At 57.0% G+C, this 14,041-nt stretch carries 16 protein-coding genes and 1 pseudogene; 8 read left to right on the forward strand and 9 right to left on the reverse strand.

Features of this window, described 5'->3' with window-relative positions; all coding sequences use genetic code 11:
- Positions 1-54 precede the first annotated feature (54 nt).
- Positions 55-1,005, reverse strand: a complete 951-nt coding sequence (locus CKW18_RS04290; protein WP_095187629.1) for a LysR family transcriptional regulator — start codon at positions 1,003-1,005, stop codon at positions 55-57.
- A 239-nt stretch (positions 1,006-1,244) separates the two neighbouring features.
- Between CKW18_RS04290 and CKW18_RS04295 the strand changes: the two genes are divergently transcribed.
- The gene (locus tag CKW18_RS04295) at positions 1,245-1,670 is read left to right on the forward strand and encodes an ester cyclase (RefSeq protein WP_095187630.1); all 426 of its coding nucleotides are present in this window, start codon (positions 1,245-1,247) and stop codon (positions 1,668-1,670) included.
- 143 nt (positions 1,671-1,813) lie between these two features.
- Here the strand turns inward: CKW18_RS04295 and CKW18_RS04300 are convergent, their stop codons facing one another.
- From CKW18_RS04300 to CKW18_RS04315, 4 genes and pseudogenes are all read right to left on the reverse strand, one after another.
- The gene (locus tag CKW18_RS04300) at positions 1,814-2,134 is read right to left on the reverse strand and encodes an isochorismate lyase (RefSeq protein ID WP_095187631.1); all 321 of its coding nucleotides are present in this window, start codon (positions 2,132-2,134) and stop codon (positions 1,814-1,816) included.
- A gap of 161 nt (positions 2,135-2,295) precedes the next feature.
- Entirely contained in the window at positions 2,296-3,402 is a 1,107-nt protein-coding gene (locus CKW18_RS04305; protein WP_095187632.1) for a DNA alkylation repair protein, read from the reverse strand.
- 2 nt (positions 3,403-3,404) lie between these two features.
- Positions 3,405-4,011, reverse strand: a pseudogene (locus CKW18_RS04310) (glutathione S-transferase).
- A 62-nt stretch (positions 4,012-4,073) separates the two neighbouring features.
- Positions 4,074-4,982 carry a MurR/RpiR family transcriptional regulator gene (locus CKW18_RS04315; protein ID WP_095187633.1) on the reverse strand — a complete coding sequence of 303 codons (909 nt, stop codon included), beginning with the start codon at positions 4,980-4,982 and terminating at the stop codon, positions 4,074-4,076.
- 402 nt (positions 4,983-5,384) lie between these two features.
- Here CKW18_RS04315 and CKW18_RS04320 point away from each other — a divergent pair, with 402 nt between their 5' ends.
- From CKW18_RS04320 to CKW18_RS04330, 3 genes are all read left to right on the forward strand, one after another.
- Positions 5,385-5,789 (forward strand): TraR/DksA C4-type zinc finger protein, encoded by a 405-nt coding sequence (locus CKW18_RS04320; RefSeq protein ID WP_007935965.1) that lies wholly within the window; start codon positions 5,385-5,387, stop codon positions 5,787-5,789.
- A 606-nt stretch (positions 5,790-6,395) separates the two neighbouring features.
- Positions 6,396-7,619 carry a methyl-accepting chemotaxis protein gene (locus CKW18_RS04325; RefSeq protein WP_371857610.1) on the forward strand — a complete coding sequence of 408 codons (1,224 nt, stop codon included), beginning with the start codon at positions 6,396-6,398 and terminating at the stop codon, positions 7,617-7,619.
- A gap of 113 nt (positions 7,620-7,732) precedes the next feature.
- A complete protein-coding gene (locus CKW18_RS04330) occupies positions 7,733-7,936 on the forward strand; it encodes a hypothetical protein (protein WP_095187635.1) in 204 nt (67 codons plus the stop codon).
- Between the two features lie 6 nt (positions 7,937-7,942).
- Here the strand turns inward: CKW18_RS04330 and CKW18_RS04335 are convergent, their stop codons facing one another.
- Together CKW18_RS04335 and CKW18_RS04340 are read right to left on the reverse strand one after the other, a co-directional pair.
- Entirely contained in the window at positions 7,943-8,179 is a 237-nt protein-coding gene (locus CKW18_RS04335) for a DUF2789 family protein (RefSeq protein ID WP_095187636.1), read from the reverse strand.
- A 50-nt stretch (positions 8,180-8,229) separates the two neighbouring features.
- Positions 8,230-8,505, reverse strand: coding sequence for a hypothetical protein (locus CKW18_RS04340; RefSeq protein WP_095187637.1), 276 nt, complete (start codon positions 8,503-8,505; stop codon positions 8,230-8,232).
- Positions 8,506-8,928: 423 nt separating this feature from the next.
- On the opposite strand from CKW18_RS04340, the gene CKW18_RS04345 reads away from it, so the two are divergent.
- The 3 genes from CKW18_RS04345 to CKW18_RS04355 all read left to right on the forward strand — a co-directional run bounded on the left by CKW18_RS04345 (position 8,929) and on the right by CKW18_RS04355 (position 10,729).
- Positions 8,929-9,378 carry a hypothetical protein gene (locus CKW18_RS04345; RefSeq protein ID WP_170947218.1) on the forward strand — a complete coding sequence of 150 codons (450 nt, stop codon included), beginning with the start codon at positions 8,929-8,931 and terminating at the stop codon, positions 9,376-9,378.
- 8 nt (positions 9,379-9,386) lie between these two features.
- Positions 9,387-9,584 (forward strand): hypothetical protein, encoded by a 198-nt coding sequence (locus CKW18_RS04350; RefSeq protein ID WP_095187681.1) that lies wholly within the window; start codon positions 9,387-9,389, stop codon positions 9,582-9,584.
- Positions 9,585-9,712: 128 nt separating this feature from the next.
- Entirely contained in the window at positions 9,713-10,729 is a 1,017-nt protein-coding gene (locus tag CKW18_RS04355; protein WP_095187639.1) for an ABC transporter substrate-binding protein, read from the forward strand.
- Between the two features lie 89 nt (positions 10,730-10,818).
- Here CKW18_RS04355 and CKW18_RS04360 read toward each other — a convergent pair whose 3' ends face one another.
- Positions 10,819-12,951 (reverse strand): TonB-dependent siderophore receptor, encoded by a 2,133-nt coding sequence (locus CKW18_RS04360; protein WP_095187640.1) that lies wholly within the window; start codon positions 12,949-12,951, stop codon positions 10,819-10,821.
- A gap of 92 nt (positions 12,952-13,043) precedes the next feature.
- Positions 13,044-13,430: a DUF2946 domain-containing protein gene (locus CKW18_RS04365; RefSeq protein WP_095187641.1), complete on the reverse strand. Its 387-nt coding sequence runs from the start codon at positions 13,428-13,430 to the stop codon at positions 13,044-13,046.
- 93 nt (positions 13,431-13,523) lie between these two features.
- Here CKW18_RS04365 and CKW18_RS04370 point away from each other — a divergent pair, with 93 nt between their 5' ends.
- Positions 13,524-13,964, forward strand: coding sequence for a DUF3995 domain-containing protein (locus CKW18_RS04370; RefSeq protein WP_095187642.1), 441 nt, complete (start codon positions 13,524-13,526; stop codon positions 13,962-13,964).
- Positions 13,965-14,041 lie beyond the last annotated feature (77 nt).

Below are 14,041 nucleotides of genomic sequence, written 5' to 3' on the forward strand. Positions count from 1 at the left end.
CTCAAGGCTATCCATCCATACGATGGGTTATTGCAAAGATTAGAACTCCTTCTCTTACACAAGGTGCTCCTCCATTTTTGGAGGGCTGTGCATAACCTCTCTTAGTGCGTCCAATAAAGCGGAAGCGGCAGGTGACAATGTAGCGTCTCCTAGTCGGGAAACACCGATTTGCTCCAGAATTAGAGGTTCGAAAGCTGGAAGGCGAACTAGCTCATTACTATGTGCTGGGTCAGAAATAACTGATTGAGGTAATATTCCAAGAAGATCGGTCTGCTTCAATAACCAAAGTATATTAAAGAATGATGCTGTTTCTATAGTTGCATGTGGTGGGTCAATGTCCTTTCGATGAAAGATGTTATCGAACTGCTTCCGTAAAGTAGTTTCTATTGGCGGCAGAATCCATGCTTCGCGCGCGAGCTCTTCCAGTTTAACCACAGGTTGCTGAGCAAGAGGGTGGTCGCGGCGCGCAACGATGATGGCGTTTTCGCTAAAGAGCGCCTCCTGAGCGACAACGACGCTTGAGCTGACATCGGAAAGTCTCCCAATCAAGAAGTCCAATTCGCCTGAGATAAGCCGAGGTATCAGTTCTCCGCTCACACCATCGACGATTTTGATGCGAATGCTTGGTCGGCTTGCCCAGAGTCGCGCGATGGCTGCAGGTACAAGATAACTTGACCCTGTTAACACGCTTCCTATGGCAACACGCCCGGCATGCCCTTTTCCAAGAGCGTCGATTGCTTGGGATACTTGATCCAGCTGGGCAAGGATCATCCGGCTGCGCTGCACGAAGTCCCGACCAAGCTCTGTAGGCGTAACCCCCCTGCGATTCCGAGTGTAGAGCTGAGCCTCTACAGCCTCTTCCAGATCTTGTAGCAGCTTGCTCGCTGTAGGCTGTGAGAGGTTCAGCGAGCGTGCAGCGTGCAAAACACTGCCATATTCAAACAATGCAATCGCCAAGCGAAAATGCCTGACTGTCGCCCATTTTTCCAACCGTTCCAAACTCATGTGGTATTCCTATAATCGATATCACACCTACTATATTATAGATTTATGAATACCATAACCCCTCCTAGAATGTGCCTGACGACGCTGGGTCGTTCCAATTAAACACTTGCGAAGTGTGCAGAAGGTCTTGTCCGTATTGATTTAATATCTCTGGGATACGACTCCTTTTAAGCGGGGCGGCCTTTTATAAAATCTTTGAATTTATTGCCTGTTATCAATGTGAGAGGAGTAAGGTTCGTATGAACGTCAAAAATCTAGATGCGGTGAAGAGCTACTTTAAATACTGTGTGGATGGTAAGGATGTTGAGCGAGTTTCCGAGTATTTCGATGTCGACGTGGTCGTGCATCGGCCGGACTGCGATGCTCCGATAGCTGGTTTGGAAAATTTCAAGCGAGCCTTGAGCGCAAATGTTCTCGAACGATATAAGACAATTAAAACTACGTTCAGCAAGGAAGTTGTCACAGATGACGTTGTTGTAGTCGCGTTGACACACTGTGCAACTGGCTCCAATACATGGCACGGCTTTAACGTAGAAGGCAAGAGCTTGACGTGGACGGCCCTGACGTATTTCCGGTTCAATAATGAGGGTAAAGTGATCGAGGAGATCGTTGAACGGAACGAACTGTTCATGGCAAAGCAACTCGGAATCATCAGTTACGAGTAACACTTTGTTAATTCTCAAGGGAGCTAAATCCACTGTAGTGAAATTATTTTCTCTACGGTGGTCAGAGGCCGCTAATGGCCGATTGCTGCCTGTCATGACTGACCGAAATCGACTACTCACGGCAGGCAGCCGGGCCACTGGTCTCAAGTGTCATCTTGTTGAGCAGCCCAGTGCTTCATCTCTTCTGCAATGAAGTGATTCACCAGGTCGCTGTACATTTTCTCGATTGCATCCGGATTCAGGCCCTCCGCCTCTGCCCACTCGCGTCGAGTTAATAGCATGGCTTTGAACCGCTCTGGCGCACGAACTGAAGTCGCCGAGGTCTTGAACTTCGAGGCTGCGAGTACGTAGTGAAAGCGCTTGCCCAGCAGTTGAATGACAACCTGATCAAGGGCATCGATCTCGCGCCGGATTTCCTCCATGCCTGAACACGCTTCTGGCTGCAAATGATTGATGACTTCCATGTAGGGGGACTCCGTTTGTTGAAAAATCTTGGGACTTCACTGTCCTTTTCCGACCGATAGCAGTCCTTCATGAATAGCTGCTCAATATGGGCCGAAACTGACCCACCCTTGATTTCGCACCTGTTCAACCCTTTCCAGCCCCACTCAATCTCTTTATGGCGTCATCCCGCAATGATGTTAAACGCGGTAGCTGCCAACACTTCCCCATTAACCATCACTCTCACCCCATGTCCCCCAACAAAATGCTTACGCGTCGTAAAATCCTTAATCACTTGGCGCCGTCCCACCACCACACTCCCAAACCCCGCCAACACCACCGTCTTCAACTTGAAAACCTTCCCCGAAACCCCGCCATTCGCCTTAACATAGTCAATCGCATAATCAATCACCAACCTCTGCTCCTCAGCCACCGTCGACTTCACCACAAACGACAACGTAATCGCTTCCCCCAGTCTCACCACCGCCGGCTCAACCTTCACATCCAGCAACTCAACCTCAGGCTTCCCGCCAGCGCCAATCACCGTCAGCGCCCGCAAATCCCCCTGTTTGATCAAACTGCGCAGCGCATGCTTCGCAATCCAGGCGGTGTGTTTGTTCTCCAGCGACCAACCTTCAATCGTGTCGAGCACCCATTCCGGATGCACCTTCGTCACGTCATTCAAATGATTCGCCACGGACTTGCGCACGTACAAGCTCTCATCCGCCTTTAATCGATCCAGTATCCCGGCGGCCAATTGCGGATCAGCCTGTATCGGTTCCAACCTAAAGGACCACGGCAGGCGAGGGCGGCTGCCTTCGCTGACGAGGCGGCGGACGTGGTGGTTTTCGTCTTGGGTCCAGTCGTGCATTTGTTCCAGAGAGCGTTCCAGGTCGCTGCGCAGGAAGTGGCGGATGGCGAATTCGGAGGAGCCGAAGGTGGTGAAGTATTTCAGGGCGTCCATGGAGGTATCGAAGGCGTGCGCGCCGTAGCTGGCGACGTAGTGCGGCAGGCACATGCTGACGAATCCGCTGTTCAGGCGTGGGGCGAGTTCGCGCAGGACTTCGAGGGAATCTTCGTAGTCCAGCGGCAGCACGGCGTGAAGGCTTTCGCTGACGCGGGCCATCCGCTGCATCACCGACAACTCAGCCAGTCCATCATTGGCATGCTTCAAAAACGCCTTGGCCTTAAACGCCGGGTACACAGCGCTCATTTCTGTGGCGATGTGTTGCAAACGCTCAGCGTTAAAGATCTCTTTCAGTGCCGGTGCCGCGGTTTCAGGTGCGCTCATGGTCAGGTCATCGGCGTGCTGACGAACGCTTCAAGCGTTTCAGCGTAGGCGGTGTAGCGGGCGATGTGCGGATAGCGCGCCACATCGATCTGGTCGGGGACGACGAGGTCGGTGAAGCTCCAGGCGACGGCGAGGCTGATGCCGGCCTGGCTCAGGGTGCCGTCGGTGGGCAAACCGGTTTTTTCGAGTTCGTGTTCAAGCGCAGTAAACGCAGCGGCGAGTTGGCCTTCGACACGTTCGACCCACGGTTGGTATTGATTGTCGGCCGGGCGCAGGTTGCGTTCGTAATAGAGTTGCACGGCTTTTTCGCAGGCGGCGAGGCTGAGGCCGATCAGGCGCAGGGCGTGGGGCGCGTTGGCTCAGGTCTTTCGGCAGCAGGCTGTTGCCGGCGACGGTTTCGAGGTAGTCGAGGATGAGGGTCGAGTCCATGAGGACGACGCCGTCGTCGAGGATCAGCGTGGGCGCTTTGACCACCGGGTTGATCTGCTGGAATTGCTCGAAGTGGCGGAACACCGAGACGGGCTCGTGTTCGAGGTCGATACCGAGGCGTTTGGCGGAGATCGCCACGCGGCGCACGTAAGGGGAGTCCAGCATGCCGATCAGTTTCATGACGCGTTCCTTCAAGTCAAACCGGTGGGGTAGGCATAACCTAGCGGAGGTTGGCGGAAATGTCAGTCGTCGAATCCGGCCTGTTCGTGAATCTCATCGACATTCAGTTCGAGTCGATAGGCGACGGCCACGAACAACGCTTGGCACAGGCACAAGGTCGCGCTCAATGAACGAAAGGCGAGGGCGCTGCCTTCGTTGACCAGCAATACGCTGTTCGCGCGTTTGGCCAGTGGTGAGAGGTGGCTGTCGGTAAGGATCAGGGTGTTGGCCTGCTGCTGGCGGGCGTAGTGCAGGCAGTGTCGGGTTTCCTTGGCGTAGGGGGTGAAGCTGATGGCGATGACCAGATCGCCTGCGCGCACGCTGCGCATTTGCTCGCGATAACTACCGCCAAGCCCGGAAACCAGGTGAATGCGCTTCTGGGTGTGTTGCAAGTTGTAAACGAGGTAGTCGGCGACGGCGAAGGAGCGGCGCACGCCGACGACATAGATGTTGTCGGCGTGGGTGATCAGGTCGACGGCTTTTTCGAAGGCGATGTCGTCGAGTTCGCGGCCCAGGCGTTCGATGCCGGAGCGGGTGGCCTCGATGCATTCGCGGGCGAGGTCGCCGTCGCTGGCTTGCTGCGACTGGTCGGCGATCATGTTGCGGATGCGTTGCTGGTAGTTCTGCACCGGCGAGGCTTTGTGGGTGTAGGCGGTGCGGAACAGTGCCTGCATCTCGCTGAAACCGCTGAAGCCGAAGCGCTGGGAGAAGCGGACGATGGCGGACGGGTGGACTTCGCACTCACGGGCGATGTCGCTGATGCGGTCGACCATGATCCGGTCGCTCTGCTGGCTCATGTAGCTGGCGATGCGTTTGAGCTGGCGCGGCAGGGTTTCGTATTCTTCGGTGATCAGTTGCAGCAGACGCTCGGCAGTGATCGGGGGGCTGGCGAGGGTGGGCTCGTCGGAGGCCGGCAGATCGGGGCTTGGCATAGGTCATCCTTTGGGCACAGCGTGCTGGTTTGGCCTGATATTAGTGGGGCTTTGCCGGGTCTGCCTGGCTGAAACGATGCACTGGCGCGTGAAAAAATCGCCACAAGGACGCCGCTCGGTTAGCCGTTTGTCTTCTATATACAGCCGCTCGACTGAATTTCTTGCTATAAACGCACTCCGATGACCGCTGTGGTGCCTGTGTCAGAGCATTTTCCGGGCGTTGTCGGACAAATTCCCTGTATTTACAGTTGCTGATGCCTGAAACGGGCCTTAGACTGCCGCCCCTCGTAAATTGAGTGCCGGGTGGCGTTTGCAATAAACGATGCCTTTTCGTCGACCGGACACGGTTCGCCGGAACGCTCCCTATTTCGCCTTAATGCACGTTTTTTTATAGAGATATCAATGACAAAGGACAAGTTGCTGGCCATGCCGGCAGATGACTACATGAATGCAGAGCAACACGCTTTCTTCAGTGAGCTGTTGCAGAACATGAAAGTCGAAACCCACGAGCGCATTGAGCAAAACCGTATCGCCATCGAAAGCCTGGACACCCCGGCTGACCCGGCGGACGCGGCTTCGGTTGAAGAGGAGCGCACCTGGCTGGTCAACGCGATTGATCGCGACCAGCGCATGCTGCCGCAACTGGAACAAGCCCTTGAGCGCATCAAGGAAGACAGCTTTGGCTGGTGCGACGACAGCGGCGAGCCTATTGGCCTGAAACGTCTGCTGATCAGCCCGACCACCAAGTACTGCATCGAAGCTCAAGAGCGTCACGAGCAGATCGACAAGCACCAGCGTCAGGCCTGATTCTGTGCGGTAACCCATGAATGTGGGTTACCCCGAAAAGATCGCAGCCTTCGGCACCTCCTGGATGGAGTTGCAGGGGCTGCGATCTTTGTTTTTGCTCGTCTGCGATATTTCCCGTCGTTCCATTGACCTGACACAGCCCCCACGACTAACGGACCATGGATAATGGCGTTCTAGTGGCGTTTAATGCAGTCACAATAATGAGAACAAGCGTGGGGTGTTGATATGACGAGAGATGGATCTCTGGTTGGGGCTTTGCCTGCACCAGTGCTTTTGCCGAAAAACCGCTGGATCGCACCGACTCTGCAAAGCATCGCCCTGATGCTGTTGCTCGCCGGCATGACGCTGAGTGAGTGGTCGCTTTACATTGGCATGCCCTTGGCGGTGCTGATTGTCTGGCTGCCGCGCCTGCGCTCCCGAGCAGTCCCCGATGTACAGCCTGCCGACACTGGCAGCGCCATTTGCGAACTGACCAGTGACCTTTCCTACACCACCAGCCATAACGCCTTGTCGGCTGCTGGCGTGGCGTTTTCGGTCAAGGAGCTGGCGAGCAAACTGGAATCGCAACTCGATGCCGCCGCGCGGATTGTCAGCAATGCCGAGGTGATGATCGCCACCGAACATGCGACGTCTCAGTTGAGCCGCGAAGCGCTGGCGGCAGCCAGTGAGGCGCATCACAGCAGTGCGGCGGGGCGAACCGAGTTGGTCGACTCGATCGCACGCATGCACCAGCTCAGTCAGCGCGCCAATGCCAGTCGCGAACTGATCGAAGCCTTGAGTCTGCGCAGTGATGACATTCAGCGGGTGACGCTGGTGATCCAGTCGATTGCCAGTCAGACCAATCTGTTGGCGTTGAACGCGGCGATTGAAGCGGCGCGCGCCGGTGAACATGGTCGCGGGTTTGCCGTGGTGGCGGATGAGGTGCGCGGGCTGGCGGCCCGAACGGCGTCGGCCACGGGGGAAGTGGGCGAGATGGTCGCCGACATCCAGCAACGCACCGCACAAGTCGTGGAGCAGATCCGCGAGCTATCGAGCGACTTGCAGACGGGCGTCGAACAGGTCGAGCACACTGGTCAGCACTTGGAAAACATCGCACGCCTGGCGGCTGGCGTGGAAGGCCAGGTCGGCGAGATCGCCCGGGGCGCCGAGACCAATCGCGAACAACTCGATAGTCTGTTCAAAGCCATCGAGCAGATGCGCAGCGATCTGGCGATCAGTGATCAACAGACCCGTCGCCTCGCCGAAGCGGCAGTGCAGATGGAAGGGCAGGCGGAAACCATCAGCGAGCGCCTGGCTGAAGTCGGTCTCGATGATTACCACCAGCGTATTTATGACCTGGCGCGCGAAGGGGCGAGCCAGATTGCCGCGCGGTTCGAGGCGGATGTCGAGCAGGGACGGATCAGCCTTGAGGATCTGTTCGACCGTCAGTATGTGCCGATCGCGAATACCCAACCGGCCAAGTTTCAAACCCGCTTCGACCGTTATACCGATCAGGTTTTGCCGACGATTCAGGAACCGCTGTTGCCGCGTCACGAAGGTCTGGTGTTTGCCATCGCCTGCACGCAGCAGGGTTATGTGCCGACGCACAATCAGGCATTCAGTCAGCCGTTGACCGGGGATGTTCAGGTCGATGCGGTCAACAATCGCACCAAGCGCAAGTTTGCCGATCGCACCGGAATTCGCTGTGGCAGCCATCAGCAACCGGTGTTGTTGCAGACCTACACGCGTGACACGGGCGAGTTGATGCACGATTTGTCGGTGCCGATCATGGTCAAAGGCCGGCACTGGGGCGGGTTGCGGTTGGGCTATAAACCGGAAAGTCCGCGCTGATCGATTGTTACGTTTGATGCAACGAATCTGTGCACGGCGGTTGCTGTTTCCTCTGTGGCGAAATCATTAATATGCCTACATAGTTAGGTTGCTAATGAAATTGAGAGGTCAGCATGCAGTGCAGAGTGGATGTTGCCGTGATGATCGGCAGTGGCGTGCCCGCCGGTTTGCGTGCGATGGGGCAAAGCGTTTGCTGGGTTGTCTTGCTCAATGGCGAGCGGCGCGGCACTGCGTTTGCCAGTCGCGACGAGGCCGAGGAGTGCAGGGCTGCGTGGCTCGCCCGTTTGCAAGCCGAGCCGGGAGACAGCCTGCACTGATCAGGGTTATTTGTCGTGGTGCAGACGCAAGTTGAGTTCATCGACCACCACGGCTTCTTCGCCATCACCCCGTAACCATTCCTTCAGCAGTTGTGCCTGTGACGGCGTCCAGAAATCGGCGTCGATCAGTTTGATGTCGGCGTCCAGTTGATGGGTTTCGATGAAGTCGTCGATTGCTGTGCCTTCCGAAGGCAGTCCCAGTTGATCAAACAGGGTTTTCAGATCGTAAGTCGGCAAATCCATCATGTGCTCCTTGTTGGTTTGCGCCGGTATGGCGCAGTCACTCACTCTCTTTATCTGAGGCAACTGCTGGCCAGGAGTTCGATTTGCAATTCAAGTGAACGGGCGAGTGCGCAAGCCTCGTTGTGATCCTCTCTGAAACCTCTTACGCGTCCTGTGGACTTTTCCTTTATGTGAAAGAAGGCATTGCCCGCCGGCACCACTTGAAAGCGCGGAGTCTGCTGGTTTTCTGCCGGCTCCGGAAAATCCTTCAGTGTGCTGACATGCAGGATCAGCGGCGATTTGAGGCGGGCGTCAGTGGCCCTGGCAGAGTGAGTAAGCGTGCACATGTGAAGTCCTTTTCATCAGTAGGCCGATATTTACTGGCCGTTTCGGGTAGTCGTGAGGAGCATCGCTGCTCTAGAATCGCCAGTACCTGTTGACGACAGGGCTTATCTAAAGCAATTTTTCGCGAGCGATATGTCGGAAAAGTGCTTTTTTTCGTGAGAATTGTCCCTAAAGTTTGTAGTCAGCTATCTCTGAGAGCATGTGAGGAATTTTCCTGCGAGCTTTGGCGACTCAGGGATGAGTTTCGCGAGTGACAATCCAGTAGTCTTGCAACCCTCGCGTTGAACGAGCTTTCTGCTGCGTTCGGGTTTTTTTGAGTCATTTGGCAGTTCCATCGGCCTGGCCGTATTTTTGCCGTGCGCGTTTTCCGTGTGCGGTTCTTTTTCAGATGTGGGGATGTTTCTTTGGCAGTCAGTAACCTCGATATGCATGCTTTGTTTGTGTTGGGTGATTTGCGCGCAAAGCTGGTCAAGCTGTTTCAATCACGTTTTGTTTACATCACCGAGCAGAACGCCGAAGGCATTTATGTAGCCGAAATCGACACCGACAGTGCTTTGGTGGTCGATGACAAACCGGGGCTCAAGCTCAAGGTCGGTGATCATTTCAGTGCGTCGGTCTTGCCCAGTCGTGAAGGCGGCAAGCTGGATATCCGTTTTCGCGAAATCAAACTGACGGTCTATGGCATCGGCGACTACGCCTTCGTCGACACCGCTGACGGCCACGCGATCCTGTTCAAGGAAGGTCACAGCGTCGTCACCGTGTTCGCCGCCAATGAGCAATTGCAGGAAGGCCTGACCAAGACATTGAAAGCCGTCACCGGCAAAGCCGCGAAGTGGCGCAAGGGCGAACTGGCGACCTTCAAGGCCAGCGAGTGACCGGCGACATGAGTCGGGCCGACTTCCATTCGCAACACCTCGACAGTGCGCGAGAAGAGGCCCTGCGTCTGTTCGCTGCCAAGGCCGAGAAGCGGGGCGCCTGGCTGGGGTGGGTGGCTGCGCAGATCTACTCCCTGCGTCCAGCGGAATACGCCAGCATGGTCAGACGCGAGCTGCAAAGCTTGCAGGAAAAGTCTGATTCGTAACCTCGTCCGGGATTGGGCCCGGAAAAAGCAGGAACCTCGGCTACAGTCAGTTGACTGAGTATTCAGAGGCTTGCGGTCTTCTGTCAGGCCAACCTGCTATTGCTGTGAACAGCACGAGGTGCAAAAGCATGAACGGATTTCGACGGTTGCTGGCCGCGGGCCTGGCCACATTGGCTTTGCTGACATCAGCGCAATCGGCCATGGCGGCACAGACACCGATCCATTTTGCCGACCTGAACTGGGAAAGCGGCAGCCTGATCACCGATGTTCTGCGGATCATCGTCGAGAAGGGTTATGGATTGCCAACCGACACCTTGCCCGGAACCACCATCACCCTGGAAACCGCGCTGGCCAACAATGACATCCAGGTGATTGGCGAGGAGTGGGCCGGGCGCAGCCCGGTGTGGGTCAAGGCGGAAGCCGAAGGCAAGGTGGTGAGCCTGGGCGATACGGTCAAGGGCGCCACCGAAGGCTGGTGGGTGCCGGAATACGTGATCAAGGGTGATCCGGCCAAGGGCATCAAGCCGCTGGCACCGGACTTGCGCAGTGTCAGTGACCTGAAAAAGTACAAGGACGTGTTCAAGGACCCGGAAAACCCGAGCAAGGGGCGCTTCCTCAATAGCCCGATCGGCTGGACGTCGGAGGTGGTCAACAAACAGAAGCTGACAGCTTACGGTTTGCAGAACGACTACACCAACTTCCGCAGCGGCTCGGGCGCGGCGCTGGATGCCGAAATCAGTTCGTCGATCCGTCGCGGTAAACCGGTGCTGTTTTATTACTGGTCACCCACGCCGTTGCTGGGCAAGTTCAAACTGGTGCAGCTGGAAGAGCCGCCGTTTGATGCCGAGGCCTGGAAGACGCTGACCGATGCCGATAATCCCGATCCGAAACCGACCCGCTCGCTGGCGTCGAAGCTGTCGATCGGGGTGTCTACGCCGTTTCAGAAGCAGTATCCGGAAATTTCCGAGTTCTTCAGCAAGGTCGATTTTCCGATCGAGCCGCTGAACAAGGCGTTGGCCGAGATGAGCGAGAAGCACACGGCGCCGCGTCAGGCAGCAGAAGCTTTCATGAAAGCGCACCCGGATGTGTGGCAGGCATGGTTGCCGAAGGATGTGGCGGATAAGGTGTCGGCTGATTTGAAATAAGGGTTGAGGCTACCGGCCTATTCGCGAGCAAGCCCGCTCCCACAGGGGATTGCATTCCAAATGTGGGAGCGGGCTTGCTCGCGAAGCTTCTAGAATTTCGTTTGCACCGCTAACTCGAAGGTGCGCGGCGTACCCAAATAGTACGCCGGCGAAACATGTGCAAACTCGGCGTACACCTCGTTGGTCAGGTTGCGTACCCGCCCGGTGACGGTGGTGTGTGAATCAACCTTGTAGCTGAGGAAACTGCCAAACAACGTGTAAGACGGCACGGTCATGGTGTTGGCGTTATCGGCAAACACCGACGCCACGTAACGCGCATCAACCCCACCTTGCCATTGCGGCGAAAAATCATAGGTCAGCCACAGGTTGCCGACCCGATCCGGCACGTTGGTCGGTGTGTTGCCTTTGCGCGATACCACTGCACCTGCGGCATTCTTTTCAGTGAAGTCATCGTATTGCGCGTCGACCCAGGCGAAATTGCCCTCGGCCAGCAGTTTGTCGGTGATGCGCAATGAGCTGGCAATCTCGATGCCTTTTGATGTCTGCTGACCGACCGGGATGCTGCTGGTCGGGTCCAGGGGATCGGTGACGGCGAAGTCCTTGCGCTCGATGGTGTAGGCCGCCACCGTTGCCGAGCCACGGCCGTTCAGATAGTCGAACTTGCTGCCAATCTCCCATTGCTTGCCGGTCGAAACGTCAAAGTCCTGCGTGCCGTTCGGTTGCTCGGCAGCGGTGCTGTATTGCACGTAGACGTTGGCTGATGGAATGAACTGATACGTCAGGCCGGCGCGACCAGTGACCGGTTCCCAACGGCGCTTGAGGTGACGCGGATTGCTCGCGGTCACGGCGCGGTGGTTGGTTACGTCGAGGCCGATGTCGTCGTAGCGCAGACCGGTGAGCAGCGACAGTTTGTCGGTCAATGCCAGACGGTTTTCCACGAACAGCGCTTTGGTGGTGACCTCGTTAGTCTTGTCGCTGATCAGGGCCGGGTGGGTGCCGGGAATGTCGTAGAAGCGCCCCGGCCGATAGTTGTTCGGGTTCACCGTATTCGCGTTTTTGATGTTCAACGGATAGTTGGTGGTCTGATTGACCTTGTACTCAAAGCCACCCGACCACGTCGTATCCAGACCGAACAGCGTGTTGTCATGACGCAGTTCGAACTGGTTGCCGTTCTGCTCGCCCTGATGTCGCACCTGATACGCTGTCGAGCGGTTTACCGCCGAGTTGTCGGCGTTGTACTGATAGGTTTCGAGGTTGCGGTAGTCACGCTGGCTGTCGAGGTGGTACAGCGTGTTGCGCAGGGTGGTGCTGTCGTTGATCCGGTAGTCGATGATCGAACGCACCCAGATCGTCCGCTGTTCATAGCGACCGTCCTCAACGTTGTAGTTGTTGAAACGGTTGTGTTTATCAATCTTCAACTCGCCGGCCTTGGGATTGAGTACAGGCGTGCCCCAATACGGACTGTCCTCGTGCTCATCCTGATATTCCAGGGCAAGGGTGTGCGACAGGTCCGGCGTCAGGTCGCTGAGTAGCGAAAACGCCACGCTCCAGGCATCACGCTCTTGCCGGTCGATGTAGCCGTTGCTGGTGTTGTGGCTGACGTCGAGTCGCGCGTAGTGCTGCACCTCGCTGCTTGGGTCGGTCAACGCATGGTTGAGGCCGAAGGCGGTTTCGGTGGTGTCATGGCTGCCGTAGCTGACACGGCCCTCAACCGCCCGTTCGTCGCGGGTTGCCAGTTTGGTCACGTAGTTCAACGACCCACCGACAGAGCCAGCACCGTTGATCAGCGACGACGGGCCGCCGACCAGTTCAACTCGATCGTAAATCCAAGCATCCACCGGACGGGCGAGGCCGCCGGACACGTTGATGCCGTTAAACATCTGCGTGATCTGGCTGCTGGTGAAGCCACGATAGGAGACGAAGCCGCCAAAGCCTGGCGGTGCGCTGGCGTTGACCCCGGGCAGCGTGTTGGCGGCATCCTGGAAGTTTTGCGCGCCGTGGCGTTCGATGTCGTTGCGATTGGCGATGGCGACCGAGGCGGGCGTGTCGCGCACGCTCAAACCGAGGCGCGAGGCCATGCCGCTGGATTGCTCCAGACTCAGGCCCGGCTCGGTGCCGGACTCGCCGTCAATGGTGATTGGCGCCAGATCCACGGTGGATTGCGCCCAGACGTTAACGGACAGGCAGCCACACAGGCTCGCCAGCAAAGTGAGTTGTTTCATGATTGAATCCTGAATGCTTGTCTAGGAATCAGCGCACAGGCAAACGCGGCGCGTTGGCGCAGTGGGCTGACAAATCAAAAAGGCAAGAACATTCAGGCGAGCGGGGGCGCGCGAGGGTTGGCCGAGGGCCAGGTAAAGCGGGCAGGGAGGTCGGCACTGACGATGGGCGCCAGCGGCGGGCTGTGTTGTTCCGGCAGGATCGCCAGGGTCACGCTGGAGTTGAACGCCGGGCCCATGCCACCGGTGGAGCACAACGGGCAACCGAACGCTTTGGACAGGGTTGGCAGTTTTTCTTCGGAAGGATTGGAGGTGAGCGGCGCTTGTGTCGCCGGGTCCACCGTACAGAACTGGCCGCCGATACCGTTGAGCTGCATGCCGACCATTTGTCCGTGACCGATGCTGCAGGCGAACACGTTGAACAGGACGCAGCAATAAAGCATCCAGGCCAACAGTGAGCGATCGGAACGGGAGAATTTCATGGGGCGGCACTTTACCGTACCGCTGATCGGTCGTGCACTTGAAAAAAAGCCGACTAGGATGATTTGTTCAAATCCCTTTCAAGGATTTCAACCATGACCTTTGTGTTGGCTCAATGGCTGGTGACAACGTTCGCGGTAATCGCCCTGGTGCATGTGTACTGGGCGCTGGGTGGGCAGTGGGCGGCGGTGGCGGCGGTGCCGCAAGTGCCGGTGGAAGGTTTTGTCAAAACGATGCGCCCGGCGTTCAAGCCGTCGGGCTGGATCACGTTGCTGGTGGCGGGGGCGTTATTGGTGATTGCCGCGCTGGTGTGTTTGCGGGTCGGCTGGGGAATGCCGGCAATGCATCACAAAGCGCTGCAATGGGTGATCAGTGCGATTGCATTGTTGATGTTTGCCCGGGCGATTGGCGATTCGCATCTGGTGGGGTTTTTCAAGGAAGTGAAAGGGTCACGGTTTGCGCGGCTGGATACCTGGGTGTATTCGCCGTTGTGTCTGGGCTTGGGGGCGGGGTTGTTGGCGGTGGCTTGGGTCTGAGTCTGATAGGGATGTGTGTGGTTGGCAGGGCAGGCCTCTTCGCGGGCAAGCCCGCTCCCACAGTGGCCCGTGTCGTA

Source organism: Pseudomonas sp. Irchel 3E19 (assembly GCF_900187585.1).
Lineage (GTDB): Bacteria > Pseudomonadota > Gammaproteobacteria > Pseudomonadales > Pseudomonadaceae > Aquipseudomonas > Aquipseudomonas baetica.